The organism is Rhodoblastus sp. 17X3 (assembly GCF_030056575.1).
Taxonomy (GTDB): Bacteria; Pseudomonadota; Alphaproteobacteria; order Rhizobiales; family Beijerinckiaceae; genus Rhodoblastus.
Map to the genome: position 1 here is coordinate 22,211 of NZ_JASHHX010000008.1, position 22,544 is coordinate 44,754.

At 61.1% G+C, this 22,544-nt stretch carries 15 protein-coding genes; 6 read left to right on the plus strand and 9 right to left on the minus strand.

Features of this window, described 5'->3' with window-relative positions; translation table 11 throughout:
- Positions 1-161 precede the first annotated feature (161 nt).
- Together hemE and hemJ are read left to right on the plus strand one after the other, a co-directional pair.
- On the plus strand, positions 162-1,226 hold the full coding sequence (hemE, locus tag QM467_RS09500; protein WP_283366069.1) for a uroporphyrinogen decarboxylase: 1,065 nt from the start codon (positions 162-164) through the stop codon (positions 1,224-1,226).
- A 1-nt stretch (position 1,227) separates the two neighbouring features.
- Positions 1,228-1,647 (plus strand): protoporphyrinogen oxidase HemJ, encoded by a 420-nt coding sequence (hemJ, locus tag QM467_RS09505; protein WP_283366070.1) that lies wholly within the window; start codon positions 1,228-1,230, stop codon positions 1,645-1,647.
- A gap of 1 nt (position 1,648) precedes the next feature.
- Here the strand turns inward: hemJ and QM467_RS09510 are convergent, their stop codons facing one another.
- The 6 genes from QM467_RS09510 to QM467_RS09535 all read right to left on the minus strand — a co-directional run bounded on the left by QM467_RS09510 (position 1,649) and on the right by QM467_RS09535 (position 10,864).
- Entirely contained in the window at positions 1,649-2,239 is a 591-nt protein-coding gene (locus QM467_RS09510; protein WP_283366071.1) for an ActR/PrrA/RegA family redox response regulator transcription factor, read from the minus strand.
- A gap of 81 nt (positions 2,240-2,320) precedes the next feature.
- Positions 2,321-3,637 (minus strand): ActS/PrrB/RegB family redox-sensitive histidine kinase, encoded by a 1,317-nt coding sequence (locus tag QM467_RS09515; protein ID WP_283366072.1) that lies wholly within the window; start codon positions 3,635-3,637, stop codon positions 2,321-2,323.
- Between the two features lie 71 nt (positions 3,638-3,708).
- Positions 3,709-5,529 (minus strand): translational GTPase TypA, encoded by a 1,821-nt coding sequence (typA, locus tag QM467_RS09520; RefSeq protein ID WP_283366073.1) that lies wholly within the window; start codon positions 5,527-5,529, stop codon positions 3,709-3,711.
- Between the two features lie 284 nt (positions 5,530-5,813).
- Positions 5,814-7,148, minus strand: coding sequence for a TAXI family TRAP transporter solute-binding subunit (locus tag QM467_RS09525; RefSeq protein ID WP_283366074.1), 1,335 nt, complete (start codon positions 7,146-7,148; stop codon positions 5,814-5,816).
- Positions 7,149-7,245: 97 nt separating this feature from the next.
- Positions 7,246-8,487, minus strand: coding sequence for an argininosuccinate synthase (locus QM467_RS09530; RefSeq protein WP_283366075.1), 1,242 nt, complete (start codon positions 8,485-8,487; stop codon positions 7,246-7,248).
- Between the two features lie 91 nt (positions 8,488-8,578).
- Complete coding sequence (locus QM467_RS09535; protein WP_283366076.1) at positions 8,579-10,864, minus strand: NADP-dependent malic enzyme; 2,286 nt, start codon at positions 10,862-10,864, stop codon at positions 8,579-8,581.
- A 218-nt stretch (positions 10,865-11,082) separates the two neighbouring features.
- Here QM467_RS09535 and mutS point away from each other — a divergent pair, with 218 nt between their 5' ends.
- On the plus strand, positions 11,083-13,854 hold the full coding sequence (gene mutS, locus QM467_RS09540) for a DNA mismatch repair protein MutS (protein ID WP_446737756.1): 2,772 nt from the start codon (positions 11,083-11,085) through the stop codon (positions 13,852-13,854).
- Between the two features lie 9 nt (positions 13,855-13,863).
- On the opposite strand, the gene QM467_RS09545 is transcribed toward mutS, so the two are convergent.
- A complete protein-coding gene (locus tag QM467_RS09545) occupies positions 13,864-15,183 on the minus strand; it encodes an ABC transporter ATP-binding protein (protein ID WP_283366077.1) in 1,320 nt (439 codons plus the stop codon).
- Positions 15,184-15,204: 21 nt separating this feature from the next.
- Complete coding sequence (locus tag QM467_RS09550) at positions 15,205-16,839, minus strand: ABC transporter permease (protein ID WP_283366186.1); 1,635 nt, start codon at positions 16,837-16,839, stop codon at positions 15,205-15,207.
- Positions 16,840-17,227: 388 nt separating this feature from the next.
- Here QM467_RS09550 and QM467_RS09555 point away from each other — a divergent pair, with 388 nt between their 5' ends.
- The 3 genes from QM467_RS09555 (at position 17,228) to QM467_RS09565 (ending at position 21,626) form a co-directional block, all read left to right on the plus strand.
- Positions 17,228-18,766, plus strand: coding sequence for a YifB family Mg chelatase-like AAA ATPase (locus QM467_RS09555; protein ID WP_283366078.1), 1,539 nt, complete (start codon positions 17,228-17,230; stop codon positions 18,764-18,766).
- Positions 18,767-18,864: 98 nt separating this feature from the next.
- Positions 18,865-20,592 carry a response regulator gene (locus tag QM467_RS09560; protein WP_283366079.1) on the plus strand — a complete coding sequence of 576 codons (1,728 nt, stop codon included), beginning with the start codon at positions 18,865-18,867 and terminating at the stop codon, positions 20,590-20,592.
- Between the two features lie 86 nt (positions 20,593-20,678).
- Entirely contained in the window at positions 20,679-21,626 is a 948-nt protein-coding gene (locus QM467_RS09565) for a GNAT family N-acetyltransferase (RefSeq protein WP_283366080.1), read from the plus strand.
- On the opposite strand, the gene QM467_RS09570 is transcribed toward QM467_RS09565, so the two are convergent.
- Positions 21,623-22,492 carry a YihY/virulence factor BrkB family protein gene (locus QM467_RS09570; RefSeq protein ID WP_283366081.1) on the minus strand — a complete coding sequence of 290 codons (870 nt, stop codon included), beginning with the start codon at positions 22,490-22,492 and terminating at the stop codon, positions 21,623-21,625. The genes QM467_RS09565 and QM467_RS09570 overlap by 4 nt on opposite strands.
- Positions 22,493-22,544 lie beyond the last annotated feature (52 nt).

Consider the following 22,544-nt stretch of genomic DNA (forward strand, 5'->3'; position numbering starts at 1 on the left):
GAAATTATCGTTAAAAAAGGTTTAACGTCAAAGCGCGTCGAACCTGAATTCCATCTCAAAAATTCCGGTCTGTTGGGGATCCATTGTGTGTGGCCGTGAATAAGGCTATTCCCTCGGCTAATAACAGAAAAAGAGATTCTAGAAAGATATAGGATTATTCCGTGACCGCGCCGGCGACCAGTGGCCTCTCAAGCAAGACCAACAAGGCCTTTTTGTCCGTTCTTGATGGACAGCAGCTCAAGACTCCGCCGATCTGGCTGATGCGCCAGGCCGGGCGATACTTGCCGGAATATCGCGAACTGCGCGCGACCGCGAAAAACTTTCTCGATTTCTGCTATTCTCCCGCTCTTGCCGCGGAAGCGACACTTCAGCCAATCCGGCGCTTTGGTTTCGACGCCGCCATTCTTTTCAGCGATATCCTCGTCATCCCCGACGCGTTGGGCCAGACGGTGACGTTCGAAGCTGGCGAAGGTCCTCGTCTCAATCCTTTGACGTCCGTCGAAGACATCGAACGGCTTCCCGAATTATCGCTGGGCCGGCTCTCCGCCGTTTTCGAGACGATCGACCGGGTCAAGCCCCGGCTTGCTCCGCAAACGGCCTTCATCGGTTTCTGTGGCGCTCCCTGGACCGTCGCAAGCTATATGATCGCCGGACGCGGCACCCCGGACCAGGCGCCCGCCCGACTCTTCGCCTATCGAAATCCCGCCGCGTTTCAATTGCTCATCGATAAATTGGTCGACGCCTCGATCGCCTATCTGAGCGAACAGATCCGCACAGGCGTCGAAGCGGTCCAGATTTTCGATTCCTGGGCCGGAATTTTGCCGCCATCCGAATTTCAGCGTTGGAGCCTCGCGCCGATCGCCCGCATCATTTCCGGCGTCCGCACCAGCCATCCTGCGGCGCGCATCATCGCCTTTCCGCGCGGCGCCACGACCCATCTTCCGAACTTCATTCGTCAGACCGGCGCGCAAGCCATTGGCCTCGACACAGCTGTCGATCCGAACTGGGCCGTGAACGCCATTCCGGAACAGGTGGTGGTGCAGGGCCATCTCGACCCGCTCGCGCTGCTGGCGGGCGGAAGAGCGCAGACCGAGGCTGTCGACGCCCTTCTCACGGCCTACCGGGGCCGTCGCCACATCTTCAATCTCGGCCACGGAATTTTGCCTGAGACTCCGATCGATCATGTGGCGGCGCTGGTCGATCAGGTTCGCTCATTCGAGGGCTGAAATGTATCTTTGGATCAAAGCGCTGCATGTCGTCTCGATCATCTCGTGGATGGCCGGGTTGCTCTATCTTCCCAGGCTTTTTGTCTATCACTCCGACGCCGAATTGAAATCGATCCAGTCCGAAACATTCAAAGTGATGGAAAAAAGATTAGCCCATGCAATCATGACGCCAGCGATGGTCATGAGCTGGATTTCTGGTTTGTTTATCGCGATTCATTCTGGATTTTATTCAGAAAATTGGTTCAAGATAAAATTCATATTGGCTATATTCATGACGGTATTTCATTTTTATCTATTGAATTTACAAACGAAATTCAATTTCGACAATAATCGCCACTCCAATCGATTTTACCGTCTCATCAATGAGATTCCGACCGTGCTCATGTTGCTGATCGTCGGTCTTGTCATCCTGAAGCCGTGAGCTAGCGCGGCGCTCTCTTCGCAAGGATTCGCTGCAAGGTGCGCCTATGCATGTTCAGGCGGCGGGCGGTCTCGGAGACATTCCGCTCGCAAAGCTCATAGATTCGCTGGATATGCTCCCAGCGCACGCGCTCGGCGGACATCGGATTTTCCGGAGCTGTTCCGACTGGCGAGTCGCTCGATTTCATCAGCGCGAGGAATATCTCGTCGGCGTCGGCGGGCTTGGCCAGATAATCGAATGCGCCGAGTTTGATTGCGATGACGGCGGATGAAATATTCCCATAGCCCGTCAGGATGATTCCACGGGCCTCGGGGCGCCGGGTCTTGAGCTCGGTGATAACGTCGATGCCGTTGCCGTCATTCAAGCGCATGTCGATGATCGCGAATGCCGGCGGAAATTCGCGCAAGCGGGCGAGGGCCTCGGCGACCGATTCCGCTGTGGAGACGATGAAGCCCCGCGCCGTCATCGCCTTGGCGAGACGATTCAAAAAGGGCTTGTCATCGTCGAGGATGAGGAGAGTCTTGTCTTTCTCGAACAGAAGCAGGGCCTCGTTCAATGCCGAGGCTTCCTGATTTTCAGACGAGTCATCCATGGCAAGTCTCATTCTTTTTTGGACCATTTGCAGCAAATTAAGCGAATTTATCGCTCATTTGTCTAATCTTGTTCCAGATCGTCACGAGCGATCAGCGGCGCCGGTTCGATTTTCCAGGCGCGTCCGATTCCATATCATCTGCACGGAAGCGCCGCCGCCGTCGAGATTGGAGAAGCGCATTGCGGCGCCCGTCCGCTCCAACAAGGTCTTGGAGATGAAAATGCCCAGGCCGAGTCCGGCGCTGGTTTCGGATTTCAGACGCCGCGCCGCGCGGCCTCTCAAATAGGGCTCGCCGATCTGGTTGAGGATTTCGTTGGAGAAACCGGGACCATCGTCACGGATAACGATGATGATGTCCTTGTTCGTCCACATGGCCGATAAAAGGACCTTTTCCTTGGCGAAATCGACGGCGTTCTCGAAAAAATTGCCGACGCCATAGGTCAAGGCGGCGTCATTGAGGATGATCGGCTCGTCCCCTTCGCCCTGGAGACTGATCTCGATATCCACGGCATATTGCCGGAACGGCGCGGCTATGTTCTCCAGCAGATGCCGCAGACGGATATGGTCCAGCGGAGGTTGCCTCTCGTCCGCGAGGGACGAAAGCCGCCCCAGAATGGCGCGGCAGCGCTGGGCCTCCTGCGTCAATAATTCAATATCCTCGGAAAATTCGGAGGGTAATTTGGCTTTGCTGAGTTCCCGGCTGACCAGGGCGATCGTCGCCAGAGGCGTCCCGAGTTCGTGTGCCGCGGCGGCGGCAAGACCATCGAGCCGGGACAGATGATTTTGCCGCTCCAGAACGAGTTCGGCTGCGGAAAGCGCCGTTTGAAGGTCTCTCTTTTCGCTCGCGACCCGCGCCGCATAAAGGCAAATGAAAGTCGTCGCGACGAGAAGCGCGCTCCAGAGAGCAAGACGGTAGAGGGGCGCAAGCTGGAAGGTTTCCGCGCGATACCAGGGCAGCGGCCAATGAAAGGCGGTCAGGAAACTGGCGGAAAGGACAACCAGACCCGCAATAATCAGAATCTGGCTGGAACGAAGGGAAACGGCCGCGATCGTGACCGGAGCCAGGAGAAGGATCGCGAAAGGATTTTCGATGCCGCCGGCGAGGAAAAGCAGCGCCGAGAGCTGCAACACATCAAAGGCCAGAAGCGCGGTGGCGGGCTGTTCTTCCAGTCGAAGATTTTTAGGAACGAAAATCTCGACGAGGACATTCAGGACGGCGGATGTCGCGATAATGGCCAGGCACAGGGCGACAGGCGCCGAAAATTGCAGGCCGTGGGCCACAAACAAGACAGTCGCCAGCTGACCGAAAATGGCGAGCCAGCGCAGCCGCGTCAGGGTCTCGATACGGAGGTGGCGACCCTCGGAGCCGATGATCAGGGAAAAGGGCCTTGTCTCCATGGGAACCGCGACCTTGATGAACGGAAGCCCCGGGCCGCGCCGGGTCCAGAGCTTCCGCGCAAAGGATTAACTCAGACCACTTGTTCCTTGGACCGTTCCGCGCGCTTGCGGTCGTTGGGATCGAGGATCGCCTTGCGGAGGCGAATGGACTTGGGCGTGACTTCGACCAGTTCATCGTCTTCGATATAGGCGAGAGCCTTTTCAAGGGTCATCCGGATTGGAGGCGTCAGCTTGACCGCTTCATCCTTGCCGGCGGCGCGAACGTTCGTCAGCTTTTTACCCTTGAGCACGTTCACTTCGAGGTCGTTTTCGCGGGTGTGCTGACCGACGATCATGCCCTGATAGACCTTCCAGCCAGGCTCGATCATCATCGGTCCGCGATCTTCAAGGTTCCACATCGCATAGGCGACAGATTCGCCGGAGTCGTTCGACATCAGAACGCCATTACGGCGGCCCTGAATGTCGCCCTTGTACGGCGAATAGGAATGAAACAGGCGATTCATGATCGCGGTGCCGCGCGTATCCGTCAGCAACTCGCCCTGATAGCCGATCAAGCCGCGCGTCGGGGCATGGAACACCAGACGCAGACGATTGCCGCCGGACGGCCGCATCTCGATCATGTCGGCCTTGCGTTCCGACATTTTCTGAACCACGACGCCGGAATATTCCTCGTCGACGTCGACGACGACTTCCTCGATTGGCTCCAGCCGGGAGCCGTCCTCGGCCTTCTGGAAGACGACGCGGGGGCGGGAAATGCCGAGTTCGAAACCTTCGCGCCGCATGGTCTCGATCAGGATGGCGAGCTGCAATTCGCCGCGGCCGGAGACGATAAAGGAATCGGATCCCGGCGAATCCTCGATTTTCAGCGCGACATTGCCTTCGGCTTCCTTGTAGAGGCGGTCGCGGATGACGCGGCTGGTGACCTTGTCGCCCTCGGTTCCCGCGAGCGGGGAATCATTGACCAGGAAGGTCATGGACAAGGTCGGCGGATCGATGGGCTGGGCCTGCAAGGGCTCGGCGACGTCGGGCGCACACAGCGTGTCGGCGACGTTGAACTTCTCCAGACCGGCGATGGCGATGATGTCGCCCGCCTCGGCCTCGTCGATCGGCTGACGCTCGATGCCGCGGAACGCGAGGATCTTGGAGACGCGTCCCTGCTCGACGACATTTCCCTTGCGGTCGAGGACCTTGACTGCCTGATTGGGCTTGATCGAACCGGCGAAGACCCGGCCCGTGACAATGCGGCCGAGATAGGGATTCGATTCGAGCAAGGTGCCGAGCATGCGGAAATTGCCCTCTTCGACCTTGGGCTCCGGGACGTGATCGAGCACGAGATCGAACAGGGTCGCCATGTCCTCGGTCGGCTTGTCGGGGCTGTCGGCCATCCAGCCCTGTTTCGAAGACCCGTAAAGGATCGGGAAGTCCAGCTGCTCGTCGTCGGCGTCGAGCGCCGCGAACAGATCGAACACCTCGTTGATGACCTCGGACGGACGGGCGTCGGACTTGTCCACCTTGTTGATCGCGACGATGGGCTTCAGGCCGATTTTGAGCGCTTTGCCGACGACGAATTTCGTCTGGGGCATGGGTCCTTCGGCGGCGTCGACGAGCACGATGGCGCCATCGACCATCGACAGGATGCGTTCGACCTCGCCGCCAAAATCGGCGTGGCCGGGAGTGTCGACGATGTTGATCCGCGTGTCCTTCCAGACGATCGAGGTCGCCTTGGCGAGAATGGTGATGCCGCGCTCCCGCTCGAGGTCATTTGAGTCCATCACGCGTTCGGCGACGCGCTGGTTGTCGCGGAAAGCGCCTGACTGGCGGAGCAATTGATCGACGAGCGTGGTCTTGCCGTGGTCGACGTGGGCGATGATCGCAATGTTTCGCAGTTTCATGGGCGCCTGGCTATTGGGCCGGCCCCGGCCAAGGGCAAGGGCAAGCGTTGATAAGATGAACAGGGGCCATTCCCGATGGATCTGGGGAAGAGCCGCCCGTTTCGCATGCGCGACAGGAAAGACGTCACCGAATTTTCTGTTCCGGCCCGGTAAAGAATTACGGGCCGATGACACTGCTGTGAGCGTAAATCGCGCAAGCTTTTACAAGTTTGCGCCTGCTCTACCTGAAAATGAACAGATTGGAAACCCGCGATGCAGCCGGCATTCGATTGAAAATTCCCCGATCACCGCAGGGAAAGGATATTATTTGGCGGGCTCGACGGACGAAGCGTCAAATCGGATCGCCGTTCGGCGATGGCCAGGCGCGCCTGCTGGACCGCAAGCGTAAGCGCGGCGAGTTGATGGCCGTCAAGCTTCGGCATTTCTCCGGCGGCGAGCGATTGCGTGAGGATCTCATCGATCTGGATCTCCAGCTTCGAGAGGGTTTCCAGATCCGGGGCTTCCCGGCCGGCTTTCAAGATCGTCAGCGCATCTTCCATCAGGCGATCGAACCGCGCATATCCCGTGACCGCCATTCGGCTGGCGAGCGTCGCAAATCCGGAAATCAGGATGCTTCCAACCATTGCGCTGATATAAATCAGGTCGCTGTATTTCTCGAAAAAGCTTTCTTCCTCGCCGTCGAAGAAGGCGGCGGCGCCGGGATGCGTCGGCAAAACCTCGCCCTTGTCCGTACTGGGCGCTTCAATATGGTTGGCGACGGCCGTCGTCGCGGCGGCGACCCCGCGATTGGCGAGGATCAGCCGGGTGACCTCGCCAACCGTCGCATTGTCCAGATCGTTTTCTGCGACGAGACGCACCGTGGCGCCGATTGTTTCGATCGTTTCCGCAGGCCGCGAGGGCGATCCCCCGAATGCGCCGCGCAGGATTTCATTTTCCTCCAGGCCGGGAAATTTTTCGGCGATCGCCTTCGCTTCGCGGATTGGGATGAAGATTGGAGCGCCCGAAACGGCGCCTTCCTTCGAAACGGCGTTGACGATCTCGGAAATATGCGGGGCGTCGAACAGACCTACCGCGAAAACGGCGTCAACCTCGCCAGAACGCAAGAGTTTCGGCAATTCGCTCAGGGCAACAGGCGCTTTTTTGATCGCGTCTGGCGCAAGGGAGTATTGCGACTCAATGGTCGCCAGCAAATGGCGATTGGCGTCCCCCGAGTGCTCCGATTCGACAACCGCGATCCGCTTTCCGTTCAACTCGGAGAAATTTGCGAAGGGCACGCCGGGCGGAGCGACGACGATGGCGGAAACATGGGCGAGGATCAAAGCCGTCTGCGCATTGGTCGGCATGGAAATGTCCGAGCGGACGACGGCGAGGTCGGCGGCGCCCGCTTCGATCGCCCGGGCCGAGGCGGGCTCGTCGGGCGTTGGAACGAGCCTCAGCCTGATGTCCGCATGGGTGTGGACGAATTGCTGATTCAGGGCCGTGAGCAGCTTATGGAACTCACTTCCACGCGAAACCGCGACGCGCAGGGACGTCGGCCGCTCGTAGAAGTAGATCCCGATGGTGGCAAGGGCGACCAAGGCGGCGCCCGAGGCCAGGATCAAGGAAAAAAAGCGCCGCATCGCCCCGCCAACCTGAAACTCTTCACTCAAGAAGATCAGCAAGTCGCGTCAAATTTGCGGCGCGGCCGGCGCAACTTGGCGCCGGCCAGGATCAAAATCAGATTTTCGCCGTTTTGCGTTCGCGTTTCGCCAGGGTCCGCAGGCGAAGGGCGTTGAGCTTGATGAAGCCCGCGGCGTCGCGGTGGTCATAGGCGACGGCGCCTTCCTCGAAAGTCACCAGCTCCTGATCATAGAGCGAATAGGGGCTTTCGCGTCCGACGACGGTGGCGTTGCCCTTGTAGAGCTTCAGCCGGACCCGGCCCGTGACCTTCTCCTGGCTCTTGTCGATCAGGCCCTGCAGCAACTCGCGCTCAGGCGCGAACCAGAAGCCATTGTAGATCAGCTCGGCATATTTCGGCATCAACTCATCTTTGAGATGCGCGGCGCCGCGGTCGAGCGTGATCGATTCAATGCCGCGATGGGCGAAATAGAGAATCGTGCCGCCGGGCGTTTCGTACATGCCGCGCGATTTCATGCCGACAAAGCGGTTTTCGACCAGATCGAGACGGCCGATGCCGTTCTCGCGGCCCAGATCGTTCAGTTTCGTCAGCAGCCGCGCCGGCGAGAGCGCTTCGCCGTCAATGGCGACAGGGTCGCCCTTTTCAAAATCGATGGTGATGTAGGTGGGCTTGTCGGGGGCGTCTTCGGGATTGACAGTGCGGGAATAGACGTAATCGGGCGTCTCCTGCGCCGGATCTTCGAGCACCTTGCCCTCGGACGACGTGTGCAACAAGTTCGCGTCGGTCGAAAAGGGCGAATCGCCGCGCTTGTCCTTGGCGATCGGAATCTGGTGTTTTTCGGCGAATTCGATCAAGGCCGTGCGCGACGTCAAATCCCACTCGCGCCAGGGCGCGATGACCTTGATGTCGGGCTCGAGCGCATAATAGGAAAGCTCGAAACGCACCTGGTCATTGCCCTTGCCGGTCGCGCCATGGCAGACGGCGTCAGCCCCGACCTGGCGGGCGATCTCGATCTGCTTCTTGGAGATGAGCGGTCGGGCGATCGACGTGCCGAGCAAGTAGAGGCCTTCATATTGCGCATTGGCCCGGAACATCGGGAAGACATAGTCCCGGACGAATTCCTCGCGCAGATCCTCGATGAAGATGTTTTCCGGCTTGATGCCGAGAAGCTCCGCCTTCGCGCGGGCTGGCTCCAGTTCTTCGCCCTGGCCGAGATCGGCGGTGAAGGTGACGACTTCACATCCATAGGTGGTCTGGAGCCATTTCAGGATGATGGACGTATCCAGGCCGCCGGAATAGGCGAGGACGACCTTTTTGACTTCTTTGCTGGGCTTGGACATGAATTTCGATCCGGGTAGAAAATTTGGCGCGACTATAGGCGCGCCGACGGCGGGCGCAAGCCCAGCATCGCGCGTCGCGAGCGCCGAGGAATCAGGCTTCGGCGTTGAAGGCGGCGAGCGCCGCCATATTGACGATGTCTGAATCCTTGCCGCCGAGCTGAACGATCTGAACGGGCTTGTCGAAACCGACGAGCATCGGTCCGATCACGGTGGCCCCGCCAAGCTCCTGCAGCATCTTGGTGGAGATCGAGGCGGCGTGAAAGGCGGGCATGATCAGCACATTGGCCGTGTCCGTGAGGCGGCAGAACGGGTAAAGCGCCATCGCCTCCTTGTTGAGCGCGACGTCCGCCGCCATTTCGCCGTCATATTCGAAATCGACGCGACGGTGGTCGAGGATGCGGACCGCCTCCTTGACGCGCGTCGAACGCTCGCCCGGCGGATGGCCGAAATTGGAGAAGGCGAGCAACGCGACTCGTGGCTCATAACCGAGACGTCGGGCGAAGCCGGCTGCTTCGACAGCGATATCGGCGATTTCTTCGGCTTCCGGCAGTTCGGTGATCGCCGTATCGGCGACGATGACCGGACGGCCGCGCGCGAGAATGAGCGACACGCCGATCAGCCTGTGCCCAGGCTTGGAATCGATCACGCGCTGGACTTCTTCGAGAGCGATCGAGAAATTGCGGGTGACGCCCGTGACCATCGCGTCCGCGTCGCCGGAGGCGACCATCGTCGCCGCGAAATGGTTGCGGTCATTGTTGATGATGCGTTGGCAGTCGCGCATCAGGAAGCCTTTGCGTTGCAAACGTTCATAGAGCATTTGCGCATAGGCGGCGTTGCGCTGGGAAATCCGCGCGTTATGGATTTCAATCAGCTTTTCATCGAGTTCGATGCCGGTTTTCTCGGCGACTTCGGCGATTCGTTCCTCGCGGCCGACGAGGATGGCGGTTCCTAGCCCCTGGTTGACGAAAGTCGTCGCGGCGCGAATGACCTGCTCTTCCTCGCCTTCGGCGAAGACCACCCGCTTCGGGTTGCGTTTGATGCGATCCATGATGCCCTGCATCATGCCTGCGACTGGGTCGCGACGCGCGGAAAGCTCGGCGCGATAGGCGCCCATGTCGATGATCGGTTTTTGCGCGACGCCCGTATCCATCGCCGCCTGGGCGACCGCCGGAGGAACGATCGAGATCAGGCGCGGGTCGAAAGGCGCGGGAATGAGGTAATCGCGGCCAAAGCGCGGCCTCGCGCCCTGATAGGCGCGCGCCACGTCGTCGGGCACGTCCTCGCGCGCGAGCTGAGCCAGCGCTTCGACAGCGGCGATTTTCATCTCCATGTTGATGGTTTTGGCGCGCACATCCAACGCGCCCCGGAAGATGTAGGGAAATCCGAGCACATTATTGACCTGGTTCGGATAATCCGACCGACCGGTCGCAACGATGGCGTCGGGACGCACGGCATGGGCGTCTTCGGGCGTGATTTCCGGATCCGGATTGGCCATCGCGAAGATGATCGGGTTCGGCGCCATGGATTTGACCATGTCCGGGGTCAGGGCGCCCTTGGCGGAGAGACCGAAAAAGATGTCCGCTCCAGCCATGGCCTGTTCGAGCGTGCGGTTGTCGGTTACGACGGCGTGGGCGGATTTCCACTGGTTCATGCCGGCCGTCCGGCCCTGGTAAACCACGCCCTTGGTGTCACACAGGGTGACGTTTTCAGGCGCGAAGCCGATGGCCTTGATCAGGTCGAGACAGGCGATGCCGGCTGCGCCGGCGCCGTTGCAGACCAATTTGGTCTTCTTGATGTCGCGCCCGGTCAGGTGCATGGCGTTGATCATGCCGGCGGCGGCGATGATGGCGGTGCCGTGCTGGTCGTCGTGAAACACGGGAATGTCCATCAACTCCCGCAGCCGGGCCTCGATGATGAAACATTCCGGCGCCTTGATGTCTTCAAGGTTGATGCCGCCGAACGTCGGCCCGAGGAAACGAACGGCGTTGATGAATTCGTCCGGATCTTCCGTCCCGATTTCCAGGTCGATCGAATCGACGTCCGCAAAGCGCTTGAACAGGACGGATTTGCCTTCCATTACCGGCTTGGAGGCGAGGGCGCCCAGATTTCCCAGCCCGAGAATGGCCGTTCCATTGGTGATGACGGCGACCAGATTGCCCTTGGTCGTATAATCATAAGCCTTCGACGGATCTTCCGCGATCGCAAGGACGGGCACGGCGACGCCGGGGGAATAGGCGAGCGAAAGATCGCGCGCCGTCGCCATCGGCTTCGTCGGCGAAATCTGGAACTTTCCGGGCCTGCCCCGGGAGTGAAACAGCAACGCTTCCTGCTCGGTGAAGGTCGGCCGCTTCCCGCGGCTCGGCTTTGTCTCGGACATTCTTTAACTCTGGTCGGCGCTGAAAGAGCGGCGAACTTAGCGGCGCCAAGCCCGGGATGCCAAGCAATCCTTTCGGCATAGGCGATTTTTTTGGTCGAATTTCCTCTATGGGAGCAGCATCGAGAATCCTTTGGGAAAATCCCCGCGATTTGGCCAATCGAGGTGCGGGACGCGCGCGCCTTTGTTAGCTTCGCGTTCCGGAAAGCGTCGAGGACGGCATGAGTGTTGACGAAGGACAGGGTGTGGCCGAGGCGACGACGCCGACACGCACGGCGGCGGCCCGCGAGGATGTGTCCGGAAAGGGCGGTCGGGAGACGCCGGAGCGCGTCACGCCGATGATGGCGCAATTCCTTGAAATCAAGGCCGCAAACCCCGATTGCCTGTTGTTTTATCGGATGGGCGATTTCTATGAGCTGTTTTTCGAGGACGCTGAACTTGCTTCGCGGACTCTCGGCATCGTTCTGACCAAGCGCGGAAAGCATCTCGGCGAAGACATCCCCATGTGCGGCGTGCCGATTGAAAGGTCGGAGGATTATTTGCAGCGGCTGATCACGGCCGGACATCGCGTCGCCGTCTGCGAGCAGATTGAGGATCCGGCGGAGGCGCGCAAGCGCGGCGGCAAATCGGTCGTCCGCCGGGCGGTTGTCCGTCTGGTGACGCCGGGCACACTGACGGAGGATCAATTGCTCGATCCCGGCCGGGCGAATCTTTTCATTTCTCTGGTCCGTCAGCGCCTCAATGATACGGATTGGCTGTTCGGGGTCGCGGCCGTGGATATCTCGACCGGCGCCTTCGAGGTGTTCGAGACCGACTTTCCGGGGCTTCCCGGGCTGATCGCGCGATTAGACCCGCGGGAAATCGTCGCGTCCGACGCGATCCTTGGCGATGAGGGGCTGAAGCGCCTGCTGCAGGATTTCGGGGCGGCTCTGGCGCCTTCCGATCGTTCGGCGGGCGGAGGGGCGCTCGCCGAACGCCGCCTCAAGGAATATTTCGGCGTTTCGACCCTCGACGGCTTCGGCCCGCTGTCACAAGCCGAAATCAACGCCGCCGCCGCAGCGGTCGCCTATGTTGAGCGGACGCAGTTTTCCGCGCGCCCCCGCCTGTCCTATCCGGGACGCGCCGAAACCAGAGCCTGCCTGCAGATCGACGCCTCGACGCGGGCGAATCTGGAGCTCAGCCGAACGCTTGGCGGCCAGCGGTCGGGTTCGCTGCTCTCGGTTCTTGATCGCACGACAACGCCGGCCGGGGCGCGTCTCCTCTCGGACTGGATCGCGGCCCCCTTGTGTAATTGCGCCAAAATTGTCGCCCGTCAGGACGCCGTCGGGTTTTTCGCCCAGGATCCGCTGTTGCGGAAAGAAACGAGGGATCGGCTGAAGGGCGTTCCCGACATGATGCGCGCGCTTGGCCGGCTGGCCTTGGATCGCGGCGGCCCGCGCGATCTCGCGGCTTTGCGCGACGGCTATCTTGCTGCGCGCGATTGCGGCGCGCGCTTGCAAGCGGAAGCGCCGCCGGAATTGCTCGCCAGCGCGGCGGCTTTCCTGTCCCAAGTCGATCTGGCTCTGGCGGAGGATCTGGGCGCGGCGCTGGCGGATGAGTTGCCGCTCGATCGGCGGGACGGTCATTTCATTCGAGGCGGCTACAATACGGCGCTTGACGAGACGCGGGGCCTTCGCGACGAAAGCCGACGCATCGTCGCGGCGTTGCAAGGCCGCTATTGCGATCTGGCCGAAACCAGACAGTTGAAAATCAAGCACAATAATTTTCTCGGCTATTTTATTGAGGTCTCGCAGGCGCAGGGCGAGAAATTCTTGCGCGCGCCGCTCAATGCGACCTTCATCCATCGCCAGACGATGGCTGGCGCCATGCGGTTTTCCACCAATGAACTGGCGGAGCTGGAAGGACGCATCGCGAGCGCGGCGGACGAGGCGCTCGCGATCGAAAAAGGAATTTTCGAGCGTTTCGCGGCGCAGGCGCAACGCAATTCCGCCGAGATCGAGACGGCGGCCAAGGCGCTTGCCGCCGTCGACGCGCTCGCGGCGCTCGCGGAAATCGCCGTGGACGCCGACTGGGTGCGCCCCCGGGTCGATGAGAGCCTCGATTTCGAAATCATGGGCGGCCGCCATCCCGTCGTCGAAGCCGCGTTGCGCGGGCGCGGCGAAGCCTTCGTGCCCAATGATTGCGAACTGAGCGGAATCGTCCGCAAGAAATTCGCCGCGTCGGGCGGCAAGGTCGCCGTCGTCACCGGCCCGAACATGGCGGGCAAATCGACTTTTCTCCGGCAGAACGCCCTGATCGTCGTGCTGGCGCAGATCGGCTCTTTCGTTCCGGCCAAGGAGGCGAAAATCGGGGTGGTGGATCGGCTTTTTTCCCGTGTCGGCGCCTCGGACGATCTGGCGCGCGGCCGCTCGACCTTCATGGTGGAAATGGTCGAAACCGCCGCCATTCTCAATCAGGCGACCCTGAATTCGCTGGTCATTCTCGATGAGATCGGCCGCGGGACCGCGACTTATGACGGCCTTTCCATCGCCTGGGCGGTGATGGAGCATCTTCATGAGTCCAATCGCGCGCGGGCGCTTTTCGCGACGCATTTTCATGAATTGACCCATCTGGGTCAGCGCCTGCCGCGGCTGGTCAATCTTTGCATGCGCGTCACGGACTGGAACGGCGACGTCGTCTTCCTGCACGAGGTCGCCCGTGGCGCGGCGGATCGGTCCTATGGCGTGCAGGTCGCCAAATTGGCCGGACTTCCGAAGACTGTGGTCGAGCGCGCCAGAAATATCCTGGCCGAGCTGGAAAAGACCGATCGCCATGGGCCGGTCGAGAGGCTGGTCGCCGATCTGCCATTATTCGCCGGACTGGATGTCCCGGCGTCGCAGCCGGTGGCGCAAGGTGCGCTTCGCTCGGCGCTCGACGCGCTCAATCCGGACGAAATGACCCCGCGAGAGGCGCTGGAGGCGCTCTATGCGCTCAAGAAAGCCGCCAGCGCCTGAGCGGCGGCGTCAATTCGGGTTTTCAAGGCTGAACATTTCCGACATTTCGTCATAGGCGAACAGCTCGGCGTAACGGGCCCAGGACACCACCGTGTCCAGCGTCTCTTCCGCATAATCTTCCGACATATAGTCTTCCAGCTCGTTGCGGAAACGCGCGGCCGGGGCCGAATGGCTGGGGCGTTCGTCAAGGACGCGGCGGATCAGGCTGATGATCGGCACATAATTGATGAGGTGCTGGGAAAACAGCTTTTTGCGCTCATCGGTATCGAGGTCCGCGAAGGCGCGGCCAGCGTCCGAGAGCAGGAAGTCGCCCTCGCTGAGCATGCCGAAACGCAGCAGCTGAATCGCTTCCGCGATATGGAACAATTCGTCGGCTTCCATCTGAAGCTTGTCGGCGAGCACCGGCAAGTCCGCGCGTCCATAGAAGGGCTCGGCGGCGACGGCCTCGATCAGGCCCGCGAGAACGTTGGTCGAAATGGGATGGAGGACCATGCCGACGCCGGTGCCCGGAATGCCATCGACGGTTGAGGGACGCGGCTCGGCCCGCTGCGTCATGCGGGCGTAAATGCTGTCGACCAGCGCCCGGAACTGCGGATTGAGACGATTGCGCGGATGCGGCAATTCAACCTTGATCTCGGAAGCGATCCGGCCCGGATTGGAGGAAAAGACCAGGATCCGGTCGCACATCAGGACCGCTTCCTCGATGTTATGCGTGACCATCAGCACGGATTTCATCGGCAGGCGCCCTTCGACCCAGAGGTCGATGATGTCGGTGCGCAGCGTTTCGGCGGTCAGTACGTCGAGCGCCGAGAAGGGCTCGTCCATCAGGAGAAGATCGGGATGGACGACAAGGGCGCGGGCAAATCCGACGCGCTGGCGCATGCCGCCGGACAGTTCCTTCGGATAGGCGGATTCGAAACCGTCGAGACCGATCAGATCGATGGCTGCGAGCGCGCGCTTGCGCTGTTCCGCCTGGGCGACGCCGAGCGCGTCGAGGCCGAGCTCGACGTTCTCAAGCACTGTGAGCCAGGGGAAAAGCGCGAAGGACTGGAACACCATCGCTATTCCGCGCGGCGGTCCATCGATCGGCTTGCCGCGGCAGGCCGCCAGTCCCGACGAGGGCTTCACCAGTCCCGCGATAATGCGAAGCAAGGTGGATTTGCCGGAGCCGGAGCGTCCGAGCAGTCCGACGATCTCTCCCGATTTGATCGTGAGATCGACTTTTTCGAGCACGACCAGTTCGTCGCCGTTCGCCTTGGCGAAGCTGCGATTGACGCTTTCCAGATCGATCAGCGCGGATTCGGGTCCGGCATTGACGACATCGAGCATGGCGATCTCCGATAGATCCGTTTAACCGAGGCGAAGGCGGCTTTCAGCGAAGCCGTAAAGCGGTCGCCAAAGCAAGCGATTGAACAAGGTGACAAAAATACACATCACGACGATGCCGAGAACGACGCGGTGGAAGTCGCCCGCCTCGGTCGCGTTGGCGATATAGGAGCCGAGACCCACCGCGGTCAGCTTCTGGTCGCCCCAGCTCGCCACTTCGGCGACGATGGCGGCGTTCCAGGAGCCGCCCGACGCGGTGATCGCGCCTGTTATATAATAAGGAAAGACGCCGGGAAGAATGACGAAGCGCCACCATTTCCATCCTGTGAGGTGGAAACTTTGCGCGGCTTCCTTCAGGTCGCCCGGAAAGGCGCTGGCGCCGGCCACGACATTGAACAGAATGTACCATTGCGTGCCGAGGATCATCAGCGGACTGAGCCAGATATTCGGGTTCAGCTGGAAATGGATGATCAGCACGACGGCGGCGGGGAACAGGATATTGGCTGGAAAGGCCGCAAGGAACTGGGCGAGCGGTTGAACCTTTTCCGCGATCGACGGACGCAGCCCGATCCAGACGCCGATGGGAACCCAGATCAGCGAGGCCAGGGCGATGAGCACCACGACGCGGATCAGGGTGTAGAAGCCGTCGGTGAAGGCGGTCAGCACGTCGGACCAGTTCAAAGTGGCGAAGACATATGCGAACACACGCCATCCGATCACGAGGGCGCCGCCAAAGATGATCGTGATCCAGATGGCGTCGACCAGGCGCGCCGGGACATTCAGCTGGAATTTCAGCTTTGACAGGTCGGGCGCGGGCAGGCGAATGCGCGTCGTCGATTCGACGATGTCGGAAACGGCGCCGGCAAAGGTCCGCAGGAAGCGGGTCTGACGAAAGAGATCCAGCAGCCATGAACTCGGCGCTTCGGCGGAGGCGGTCTGTTCGAAGCGAAACTTGTCGGCCCAGGCGACGATCGGCCGGAATAGCAGCTGGTCGTAAATGATGATGACCGCCAGCATTGTGAGCACGGCATAGCCCACCGCCGGAAGATTCTGGTCCTTGATCGCGGTGGCCACATAGGCTCCGACGCCGGGCAGGGTCACGGTAGTGTCGCCGACGGTGATCGCTTCCGAGGCGACGACGAAGAACCAGCCGCCGGACATGGACATCATCGCATTCCAGACGAGGCCCGGCATGGCGAAGGGCACGTCCAGACGCCAGAACCGCCGCCACCACGAGAGGTGAAAGCTCTTGGCCGCCTCGTCCAGATCTTTCGGCACGTTGCGGAGCGACTGGTACATGCTGAAGGTCATGTTCCAGGCCTGGCTGGTGAAAATGGCGAAAACGGAAGCCAATTCCGCGCCCAGCACCCGTCCGGGGAACAAATTCATGAAAAAGATGACCGTGAAGGTCAGAAAGCCGAGAATCGGAACCGACTGAAGGATGTCGAGAATGGGAATCAGCACAATTTCCGCGCGCCGGCTTTTCGCTGCGAGCGTGGCGTAAATGAAGGTGAAGACGAGCGACGCGACCATCGCCGCCAGCATGCGCAAGGTCGTGCGAAGCGCATATTCAGGCAGATTGGCGGGATCGAGGCTGATTGGCGTCGCGTCCAGCAAGGTCAGCGGAACATCGGTCTGGCTGGCGCCGTGGACAATCATGACCAGCGCGCCAGCGACGAGCGAAAGGGCCGCGAGGTCGAAGAGATTGGGGGCCAAGGCGCGGCCCAGGCCAGTCGGCGGCGCGGGATTTTTCACTGGCGCTGTTCCTTGTGCGCTCGATCGGAAACAACAGGCTTGAAACGGTGAAGACGAGCTCGCCGCATTTATTCGTTACCCCAATGTGAATGACAAAACTGTGACATTTTTGCCCGTTAGCGCGAGTCTTCAGACTTCCTCTGTCCGTCACGCGGCGATCGTCAAGAAAAATTAATTAAAACAACCTGTTCAATGGCTTGTTGCGGGTGCGGCGGGTCTGAGCCGCGTTCGATAAATGTTCTTGCCAAGCCAAAGGTGATTCGTTAGCGTTCAGCCAATCCGGGGAAGGCCCATGGTTGTTCGCGTATCGACGGTGGCGTTCGAGGGCGTAGAAGCTCGCCCTGTCGATGTACAGGTTCAATTGTCCAACGGCAGCGTCGTCTTCAATGTCGTCGGTCTTGGCGATAAAGCCGTCGCCGAATCCCGGGAACGGGTCCGATCCGCTTTGGTCGCTTCTGGTCTTTCGTTGCCGGCGAAGCGGATCACGGTCAATCTCGCCCCGGCCGATCTGCCTAAGGAAGGCAGCCATTACGACCTGCCGATCGCGCTGGGCGTGATGGCGGCGATTGGCGCGATCCCCTTCGACGCCCTCGAAGGCTATACTGTTCTCGGCGAACTGGCGCTCGACGGCGCGATCAGTCCGGTCGCCGGCGTCCTGCCCGCGGCGGTCGCTGCCGGGGCGCGTGGCCGGGGGCTGATTTGTCCCGCGGATTGCGGGCCAGAAGCGGCCTGGGCCTCCGCCGACATCAAGATCATCGCGCCGCGATCGCTCATTCAGCTTGCCAATCATTTCAAGGGATCGCAGGTCATTTCGCGGCCCGCGCCAGCCATTCGCTCATCCAGTGGCGTCTTGCCCGATTTACGCGAGATCAAGGGGCAGGAAAGCGCAAAACGCGCGCTGGAAATCGCCGCGGCGGGCGGGCACAACCTTCTCTTCAACGGCCCCCCCGGAGCGGGAAAGAGCATGCTGGCGGCCAGGTTGCCGTCGATCCTGCCGCCGCTGACGCCTCGCGAGCTGCTCGAAGTTTCGATGATTCATTCGGTCGCCGGCGCATTGGCCGGTGGCGAACTGACTGACAGTCGGCCGTTTCGTGCGCCCCATCATTCAGCATCGATGCCGGCCCTCGTCGGCGGCGGCTCCGGGGCGCGGCCCGGCGAGATTTCGCTGGCCCATAACGGCGTGCTTTTCCTTGACGAATTGCCTGAATTCCAGCCTCAGGCCCTCGACGCGCTGCGTCAGCCTCTGGAAACGGGGGAGGTCGCGATCTCTCGGGCCAATCACCGCTGCGTCTATCCTGCGCGGTTCCAATTGGTGGCGGCGATGAATCCCTGCCGCTGCGGCCACGCGCTGGAGCCGGGCTATTCCTGCCGCCGCGGCGAGCCGAAACGTTGCGCCCAATCCTATCAGACGCGTCTCTCGGGTCCGCTGCTGGACCGCATCGATCTTCATCTGGAGGTGGCGGCGATTCGGGCGTCGGACCTGATCCTGCCGCCGGCCGCCGAGGGATCGGCGGAGGTCGCCGCACGCGTCGCCGCCGCGCGCGAATTCCAGCGCGAACGCTTTCAACGGCTGGGGCGTCCGGACATTTCCTGCAACGCCGCCGCTCCCGCCGCTCTTGTCGAACAGATCGTGAGTCTGGATGAGCCGGGGATCAAGCTGATCCGGGACGCCTCGGAAAAGCTGCGGCTTTCGGCGCGCGGTTTTCATCGCGTTCTCAAACTGGCGCGCACCATCGCCGACCTTCAGGGGGCCGAGCATGTCCGGCGTCCGCATCTCGCCGAGGCGCTTTCCTACCGGGCCGCGTCCGATCGCAATGAAATGGCCGCGTAGCGCAACGAAAGATTTAGCGCGGGCCGCTAGAATTCCGTCGGGACTTGCCGGGCGGAGATAAACCGTGCGCCCGTCTGTCGATCGAACTGGCGTCGATGATGATTGGGACTTTGACGACGAATTTGGCGCTATTTGCGGGGGTCGCCGGTCTTTCCGTGGCCGTCGCGCTTCATTTCATTCGCGCCGCGCGCCGCCAGCAGGGTCTCGCCGAGAAGGAAAAGGAACGACTTCTCGACGAAATCTGGGAGTTGAAGGCGACCGCCAGCGCGCTGAACAAGGCCGAAGCCGCCAATGATGCGAAATCGCGTTTTCTCGCCATGGTCAGCCATGAGGTCCGGACCCCGCTGACGGGCATCTTGGGCATGGCCGAACTCCTGACGGCGACAGAATTGACGGCGGAACAATTGACCTATGTCGACGCGATCCGCCTGTCGGGCGAATCCCTGTCGTCCCTCATCAACGAAATTCTCGATTTCTCCAAGATCGAGGCGGGCAAGCTCGACCTTAACAAAGCCGCCTTCGACCTGCAGGCGCTGGTCGAAGGCATCGCGGAATTGCTGGCGCCGCGCGCTCAAGGCAAGGGAATCGAAATCGCCACGTCAATCGATCGCGCCCTTCCCAGTCGCGTGCTTGGCGATTCGGAGCGCCTTCGGCAGGTCCTGATGAATCTCGCGGGCAACGCCGTGAAATTTACCGAGCATGGCGGAGTCGGGATCGTCATCCGGCAGGCGCAGGGCGGGAAGGTTCATTTTTCGGTATGCGATACGGGTCCCGGGGTTCCCGAAGGTCGGCGCCAGTCGATTTTCGAGGAGTTCGAACAGGTGGACGGGTCCATGACCCGCCAGCATGAGGGGACGGGGCTGGGCCTCGCCATATCGAAATTGCTCGTCGAATTGATGGGAGGCGATCTGAAACTGGAACGTTCGGGTCCTGAAGGCTCGGTTTTTTGCTTTTCGATCGCCCTGCCTCCAGCCGAAGCCCGGGCGATGATTCAGGAGCCGCCGTCGGGGCTGAACGGAAAGACCGCTCTGATCGTCGCGGATTCGCCTTTCGGGGCCCCGTTCCTGGGCGAGCGATTGGCCGAACTGGGGGCCAAGGTGTTTCACGCTCAGGATGAAGCGGCGGCGCTGATTCTCCTGCGCGAAAAAACGCCCGATCTGGTGATCGTCGATTGTGCATTGGGCGAGGTGGAGACCCATCGTGTGGTCGTCGAGGCGCGCAAAAGCGGAGCGAAAAGCAATCTCGTCCTGTTCTCGCCTTTCGAGCGCAGGGCGTTCGGCGAAGCCCTGGTCAAGGATTGCGACGGCTGGCTGGTCAAGCCGGTTCGTCTCCAGTCTCTTCACGCGAGGCTTGGCCCGAAGCGCGCGCCATTCTCTGTCGCCCGCGACGCCTCCTTGCAAACAGGGATCGCGCAGCCTTTGGCCGGGCGCAAAATCCTGCTGGCGGAAGACAACGACATCAACGCGCTGCTTATCGAGCGCCATCTTTCCCGTCTCGGCGCCCAGATGGTCCGAGCGCGCGACGGCGCCGAGGCGGCGGCTCTCGTCTGCGCGAACATCGGCGGATTCGACGCCGTGCTGATGGATATTCGAATGCCGCGCCTCGACGGGTTTTCCGCCGCCCGGCAAATTCGCGCAGTTGAGAAGAAACCGGCGTCCGACCGGCTTCGCATGATCGCCCTGACGGCCAATGCTTCGGAAGAAGATCGATTGGCGGCCGAGGCCGCCGGAATGGATGGTTTCCTCACCAAGCCCGTCGACTTGAACGAACTGGCCCGGGCGATCGGACCGCAAGGCGTTCCGCCGATTGCGCGGCGCGCGCTTTGAGGCCGGATGTCATATTTCCGTATCGACTTCGCTATAAATATGCTCAACCCAATGCGAAGGCTGGCGCCATTCAGGGAAACGCTTTTATGAACGGATTGGCCGTGATCGCGGGTCTGTCGTCGAAGATCCCGTTCCTCCCGAAAAAGCCGAAAGAAACCGGCTCGAGGAAAATCAGCCGTTTCGGCGCCTGGCGAGGCGCTTTTTCGCATACGGGCCTTGGTCCGAATCTTGGTTGGTCAGGCTCGCTCGAATTGCGTCTGGCGACGAAAAAATCGGATATCCGCAAGGCGCAGCGCCTGCGCTACAGAGTTTTCTTCGAGGAAGGCGGCGCGGCGCCGGACGGCGCCGGGGCTCTCGTTCGTCGCGACATCTGCCGTTTCGACAAGGTTTGCGATCATCTTCTGGTGATCGACCACGCCGCGCGCAATCGCTTCGGCAAGATCAAGCCGAAGGTCGTCGGCGCCTATCGCCTGCTGCGCCACGAGGTCGCGCAGGAAAATTTCGGTTTTTACAGCGCGCAGGAATTCAATATCGGACCGCTTCTGGCGCGCCATCCCAATTCGCGTTTCCTTGAGCTCGGGCGGTCTTGCGTTCTCGCGGATTACCGCGGCAAGAAGACGATTGAAATGCTTTGGCGCGGAATCTGGACCTATGTGAAGCATTACCGCATCGATGCGATGATCGGCTGCGCGAGCCTTGAGGGCACTGATCCGGACAAGCTCGCGCCGCAGCTGAGCTTTCTTTTTCATCACGCCAAGGCCGCGCCGGAATGGCTCGTCAGTCCCTTGCCGCAGCGTTTCGTGACGATGAATCGTCTCGAAAAAGAGCAGGTCGACGCCAAGCGCGCATTGGCCGCGCTGCCGCCGCTCATCAAGGGCTATATGCGGGTCGGCGCCAAATTCGGCGAGGGCGCGGTCGTCGATCGCCAGTTCGGCGTGACCGATGTGTTCGTCGTCATGCCGATCAACGAGATCGAAGGGCGTTATATCGAATATTTCGGCGCGCCCGAGGATCTGGCCCGCCGCGCCGCCTAGTCAGCGTCTTTCGTTTGCGCGTGATCGGCGTTTGCGTTGCGCGCACAACGTCGGCTCTCGATCGCCGCATTCACCTCCGCCCCAAAGATGAAAATCGCCGCGAGAGAATAAAGAAAGACGATGGCGATCATGACCGACGCCAGCCCGGCGTAAGTCGCCACGTAATTCAAGGCGAAGCGGGCGATATAGGACCCGAAAGCCGACGCGAAAATCATCCAGGCGCAAAAGGTCAGGATCACGCCGGGAGCCGTCTGGCGCAGGGTGAGCTTCACATTGGGCAAGACCCTGTGCGCAATGATCAGCGCGGCGAGCAGGATGATGGTCGCGATCGCATAGCGCCCGACCTCGACCTTGGCGTTGAAGGCGCCAAGCGCAGGCGCCTGCTTGAGCGCGGCCTCCCACAGGATAGGGCCCAGAATAAGCAGGAAGGCCATGGCGAGCAAAGCGAGCGCGCCGATGAAGACATAGCCGATTGACTGGACGCGCAGGCGCCACCAGGGCCGGGTCTCCCGCGCGCCATAGGCGCGGTTGAGTCCGGTCCGCAAAGCTTCGACGCCGCTCGATGAAAAATAGACGGCGAGCGCCGCGCTGATCGTCAGCAGCCCGCCGTGCCTGTTGCTAAGCACATTATGGATTTCGAGCAGGATCGGCGCCGCGACGCGCTGCGGCCAGATATCGAAAAAGGCGGAGAACGCCTCGTCCGCGAGGGGCTGCACGCCGAACAGGCCGGCGAGGCTCGTCACGACGATCAGGAAGGGAAAGATCGCGGTCAGACCGGCCAGCGCAATGTGGCTCGCCATGGCGTAGCCGTCGTCCCTTTCGAAATTCTGGGCGGCTTCCAGCAATAGGCGGGCGTTTTTTCGCAAAGGGCCCCTCCGGGGCAAAAATTCCATGGGGTTCATTTAGCAATATTTCTGC